The 5,434-nt window shown below is 72.3% G+C and carries 6 protein-coding genes and 1 pseudogene; all 7 read left to right on the top strand.

What is annotated here, in order from left to right:
* Positions 1–197: pseudogene (locus ADL12_RS19170) on the top strand (sugar phosphate isomerase/epimerase); the annotation flags it as partial.
* Between the two features lie 218 nt (positions 198–415).
* Positions 416–526, top strand: coding sequence for a keywimysin-related RiPP (locus ADL12_RS58490; RefSeq protein ID WP_425265121.1), 111 nt, complete (start codon positions 416–418; stop codon positions 524–526).
* Between the two features lie 138 nt (positions 527–664).
* Positions 665–2,497 (top strand): lasso peptide isopeptide bond-forming cyclase, encoded by a 1,833-nt coding sequence (locus ADL12_RS19175; RefSeq protein ID WP_062703892.1) that lies wholly within the window; start codon positions 665–667, stop codon positions 2,495–2,497.
* Positions 2,498–2,542: 45 nt separating this feature from the next.
* Positions 2,543–2,833 carry a lasso peptide biosynthesis PqqD family chaperone gene (locus ADL12_RS19180; protein WP_062703890.1) on the top strand — a complete coding sequence of 97 codons (291 nt, stop codon included), beginning with the start codon at positions 2,543–2,545 and terminating at the stop codon, positions 2,831–2,833.
* On the top strand, positions 2,830–3,315 hold the full coding sequence (locus tag ADL12_RS19185; protein ID WP_079052126.1) for a lasso peptide biosynthesis B2 protein: 486 nt from the start codon (positions 2,830–2,832) through the stop codon (positions 3,313–3,315). The genes ADL12_RS19180 and ADL12_RS19185 overlap by 4 nt, the downstream gene beginning before the upstream one ends.
* A complete protein-coding gene (locus tag ADL12_RS19190; protein ID WP_062703891.1) occupies positions 3,257–5,071 on the top strand; it encodes an ABC transporter ATP-binding protein in 1,815 nt (604 codons plus the stop codon). The genes ADL12_RS19185 and ADL12_RS19190 overlap by 59 nt, the downstream gene beginning before the upstream one ends.
* Positions 5,068–5,434, top strand: a 367-nt coding sequence (locus ADL12_RS19195) for a TIM barrel protein (RefSeq protein ID WP_159053204.1), incomplete at its 3' end; no start/stop codon positions are given. The genes ADL12_RS19190 and ADL12_RS19195, both read left to right, overlap by 4 nt.

Raw genomic sequence — 5,434 nt, forward strand, 5'->3', positions numbered from 1 at the left:
ACGACACGACCCCGCTGCCGCTCGGCACCGGGGTGCTGCCGCTCGCCGAGTGCGTGGAGGTGCTCTCCCGGCACGGCTGGGACGGCTGGCTGTGCTGGGAGTACGAGAAGCGGTGGTACGAGGATGCCGCACCGCTGGACGGACTGCTGGACGCGGGCCGCGAGCATCTGTCGCGGCTACTCAACGACTCGGCGTGACACGGGCGTTGACACCACAATTCTCAGCCGTGTTCTCGACTAAGAATTTCGGGCAACGAAATTCCAGGGACACCTGTCTCGCCGTCAATAATTGAACGATGGATAAACGGTGCGATTCGGATGCTCAACGACTAGTCTGGAAAAAGGCGTTGGCATGTGAAATGCCGCGTCCATGAAGAAAGGGAATTACTGGAAGACCAAGGAGGAGGTGAACCATGATGCGTACGTACGAGCGTCCGACGCTGACGCCAGTCGGTTCCTTCCGCGTCACCGGTCTCGGCACGCACCGAGGTCCGGAAAGGGTTCTTCCCGCCAGGTTCAGCCTGTGACGCGTCGGTAGTTCCCCAGGCGGTTGCCTCGAGGAACGGTACCGGGTGGCGGTGTGTGTCTCGTTTCCACCGCCCCCGGGCCCCCGAGTCACGCCGTAGTCCGGGTGCTAGGAGGACATCGCCGTGGGTCGCCTCACTGTGGGCCGTTTTCCCGACGTGGACGACGTCCCCGACTGGTTCGTCGTTCTTCCGGACTGTGCTGCCGCAGCCCCGGTCGGCGTCGCCCTGCGCAACCGTGGTGCGCAGGAGGTCAGCCACCCGTCGGGGCGGCCCTGGCTGCTCGGCCGCTGGTCCCGGAACGCCGTGGTGGTGGGTGAGGCGGGGCAGGCCAGGATCGCGGTGCTGGGTGAGCATGCCGTCACCGGCGGGCGGCTGAGCACGGTGGCCGGGCGGATGCGCTCGGTCGCCGGTCTCGACGGGTTGGCCGGGTCACTGGCCGGGAGTCACTACCTGGTCGCGTCGGTCGCCGGGGACGTAAGGGTCCAAGGGAGCGTCACCGGCCTTCGACCGGTGTTCCACGCCCGGATCGGTGACGCCGCTGTGGCCGGCGACCGGGCGGACGTCCTGGCCCACCTGCTCGACGCGGACGTCGACGAACGGCGGCTGGCCGTCCGACTGCTGAACTCGTCCGCGCTGCATCCGCTGGCGGGCGAGCCCGTGTGGCATGGCGTGAGCGCGCTGGCGACCGGCCACTGCCTGGTGCTCGACGGAGCCGGGCGGCGGCGGTCGGTCAGGTGGTGGAACCCCCCGGAGCCGGTCGTGCCGATGGCCGAGGGCGCCCGGGCGTTGCGGGAGGCGTTGTCCGCCGCTGTCGAGGTCCGGGGCCGGGGCCGGGACCTGGTGAGCTGCGATCTGGGCGGCCTGGATTCGACCTCCGTGTACTGTCTGGCGGCCGGCGGGGGCACGGCGAGGGTCGTCGCCTACACCGCCGACGGCCTCGACCCCCTCGGCGACGACGTGACCTGGGCCCGCCGCACCGTCACCGCGCTGGGCGGCCTGGAACACCACGTCATCGCCGGGGACCGGCTGCCGATGGTCTACGAGGGTCTGCGCGACATCGACGACCGTATGGACGAGCCGTGCCCGGCCGCTGTCCACCGCGACCGGTGGCTGCTCATCCCCCGGTCGGCCGCGGCCCGCGGCTCGCGGCTGCACCTGACCGGCTTCGGCGGGGACGAGTTGCTCGCCGGTTCGCCGGCTCATCTGCACACGCTGCTGCGCGCCCACCCCAGGACCGCGTTGCGGCGGGTGCGCGGTTTCGCCGCCCAACGCCCGTGGTCGTTGCGGGAGACACTGCGGCAGCTTGGGGACAGCAGCCCCTACCGGGCATGGCTCGCCCGGGTCGGCGACGCGCTCACCGCCGTACCGCCCGCCATGGACACCCCGACCCTGGACTGGGGGACGCCCCCGCGGCTGCCCCCGTGGGCGACACCGGACGCCGTGGCAGCCGTGCGCGAGCTGGTCCGCGACGCGGCCCGTGCCGCGGAGCCGCTGGCCCCGACGCGCGGTCAGCACGTCGAGCTGGAGGCGATGCGGAGCACGTCGCGCATGGTCCGGCAGTTGGGACAGATGGCCGCGCGGCTCGGGGTGACCATCGCCGCTCCGTACTACGACGACAGGGTGGTCGAAGCGGGCCTGGCCGTGCGGGCGCAGGACCGGATCACACCCTGGCGGTACAAGCCGCTCATCGTCGAGGCCATGCGCGGCGTCGTTCCCGACGAGAGCCTTTCCCGCCAGACCAAGGACGAGGGTTCCCATGAGGTGGAGGCGGGGATGCGGGAACACCGGGCCGAGCTGCTGGCCCTGTGCGAGGACTCGCGGCTGGCCCGGTTGGGCCTGATCGACGCTGACGTGTTGCGTGGGGTGTGCAGCCGCCCGCTGCCTCCGTCCCTGCAGTTCGACGCGCTGTACCAGACCGTGGCGTGCGAGGTGTGGCTCCGTACGCTCCAGGGCGCGGCCGTACCGTCCTGAAGTCCGAGGTCCGAGGTCCGAGGTATCGAGATCGAGGGAGAGCTCATGACGCTCAAACTGCGTGAGGGTGTGTTCACGACCGAGACGGAGTACGGGATCGCGCTCCTCGACGAGGATCACGACCAGTACTGGACGCTCAATCCCACCGCTGCCGTGGTCGTACGGACGCTGCTGGACGGCGGCGGCGCGGCGGAGGCCGTGCGGGCGCTCACCGCCGAGTACGCGGTGGACGCCGACAGCGCGGACCAGGACGTGCGGGAGCTGATCGGTGAGCTGCGCTCGGCCGGCCTGGTGGAGGAGGACACCGGGCGCCGCACGCAGGGACGGCGGCCATGAGCTCGACGGAAGTCGTCGTCCACGATCCGCGCTCGGTCCCCCTGCCGCGCCGGGTCCTGGTGCGGCTTGTGGTGGCCGTCGCACGGCTGCTGGCCGCCCAGCGCCCCCGGCGCATCCGTACCGTACTGGGCAGGCTCAGCCGGGGCGCCCGTCCGGCCACCGTCGAGCAGACGCGGGCGGCCCGGGACGCCGTGGTCGCGGTCAGCCTGGCATGTGCCGGACGGGAGGGGTGCCTGCCCCGGACCCTGGCCACGGCCCTGCTGTGCCGCCTGCACGGCCGGTGGCCCACCTGGTGCGTGGGCGCGCGGCGCCTGCCGCCCTTCGGGGCGCACGCCTGGGTGGAGGCGGAGGGGGTGCCGGTGGGCGAGGAGTATCCGCCGGACTACTTCCGGCCGCTGTTCACCGTGCCGTGCGCCGAGCAGCATGCCTCGTCGGTTGCTTCGGCCGGGAGCCCCGGACGCGATACGGAAAGCCACAGGTGACCGCGTGAGTCCCCGGGACGTCCTGCGCCTGCTGCGCGGGCACCGCCGGAGGGTCGGCCTCGCCGTGCTGCTGATGCTGGGGGCCTCGGCTCTCGGCCTGGTCCAGCCCCTGCTGGTGAAGCAGGTGATCGAGTCGGCCACGTCCGGGAGCCCGATCGGGCCGGTGATCGTCCTGCTGGTCGCCCTCTTCCTCGCCCAGGCGCTGGTGCAGAGCCTGGCCCAGTACGTCCTGGCCCGTACCGGCGAAGGGGTCGTGCTGGGCATCCGGCTCGGACTGATCCGGCATGTGCTGCGGCTGCCCATGGCCTCCTACGCGCGGCACCGCGTCGGCGATCTCATCTCGCGCGTCAGCGCCGACAGCACCGCACTGCGGCTGCTCGTCGCGGAGGGGTTCACGGACGCGGTGACCGGCGGTATCGCGCTGATCGGGGTCGTGGCGCTGATGCTCTGGCTCGACTGGCTGATGTTCCTGATCGTGCTGGCCGTGGTCGCGTTCGCCACCGTGCTCGTCGGCTCGGTGCTGCGCGGCATCTCGGCGGCGTCGCTGGTCACCCAGCAGGCGACGGGTGCGATGACCGCCGATTTGGAACGCGCGCTGGGAGCCATCCGAACCGTCCGGGCCAGCCGCGCCGAGCAGCGCGAGTCGGACAGGATCGGCGGCCGGGCCAGGTCGGCGTACGCGGGCAGCGTGCGGATCGCGAAGCTGGACGCGGTGGTGGGCCCGGCCGTCGAACTGGCCGTCAAGGGCTCGTTCGTCGTCGTGCTGCTCGTCGGGGGCCTGCGGGTCGCCGACCGGCAGGGATCGGTGGCGGACCTCGCCGCCTTCCTCCTCTACATGATCTATCTGGTGGGGCCGATCGGGATGGTGTTCCAGTCCGTCAGCACCATGCAGCAGGGCGTGGGCGCGTACCGCCGGATCACCGAGGTGCTGGCCCTGCCCGCGGAGCGGGAGACCGGACCCGAACCCCCGGCGGCGCCGCAGAAGGCCGACCGGCCGCACCCCGTGCTGGCCTTCCGAGACGTGTGGTTCGGCTACGAACCGGGCCGCCCCGTCCTGCGCGGGGTGACCTTCGAAGTGCCCGAGCACGCCCATGTGGCCCTCATCGGCAGCTCCGGAGTCGGAAAGTCCACGGTCTTCACGCTCGTCGAGCGGTTCTACGACCCCGACCGCGGCCGGATCGAGTTCGCCGGCCGTGACATCCGGACCGTCAGCCGCTCCGCGCACCGGGCCCGGATCGGCCTGGTGGAGCAGCAGGCGCCGGTGCTGTACGGCACTCTGCGGGAGAACCTGACCTACGCCGTCCCGGACGCCGCACCCGACGAGGTCGACCGGGTGGTCGGGCTCGTCCACCTCACGGACCTGGTCACCCAGCTGCCGCACGGCCTGGACACCGACGCCGGGGAGCACGGCATGGCGCTGTCCGGCGGTGAGCGCCAGCGCATCGCCATCGCCCGCTCCCTGCTGGCCCGGCCCCGCCTGCTCCTGCTGGACGAGCCGACCGCCCACCTGGACGCGGTCAACGAGGCGGCACTGGCCCGGTCGATCCGCGACGCGTCGGCCCAGTGCACGCTGCTGGTGATCGCCCACCGCATGTCGACCATCCGCGCCGCGGACCTGATCCTCGTCCTCGACGAGGGGCGCATCGTCGCCACGGGCAGCCACGAGCAGCTCGTCGCCACCAGCGAGCACTACCGGATCCTGGTCCGCGCCCAGCAGGCCGGAGCGGTCGGCGCCTCCCGGGCGGGGGCAGGCTGAGCGGGGGATCTCCGAGGGACGGCGTCGAGTTGCGCACGCACCCGGAGGAGCCGGTGCACACCGGCCTGGATGCCGCCCAGCGGGCGGACGTGGTGGGCGAGTTCAAGGCGGCCGGCATCGAGCTGCTGGGGCTCGCCGGGTACGCGCGCGTGGCCGCGCCGGGCGACGACGGGCCCGTGATCGAGGAGATCCGCACCCTGCTCGACCTCGCCCACGACCTCGGCGCCGGCTTCGTCCGCGTCTTCCCCGAGCAGAGCCGGCAATCGGCGGACGCGATCGCCGCGCGGCGGCTCGGTACGGCCGCGGAGTACGCCGCCGACATGGGCGTACGGATCCTGCTGGAGACCCACGACTCGCACCGCA

This window comes from Streptomyces regalis, from assembly GCF_001509475.1.
Taxonomy (GTDB): domain Bacteria; phylum Actinomycetota; class Actinomycetes; order Streptomycetales; family Streptomycetaceae; genus Streptomyces; species Streptomyces regalis.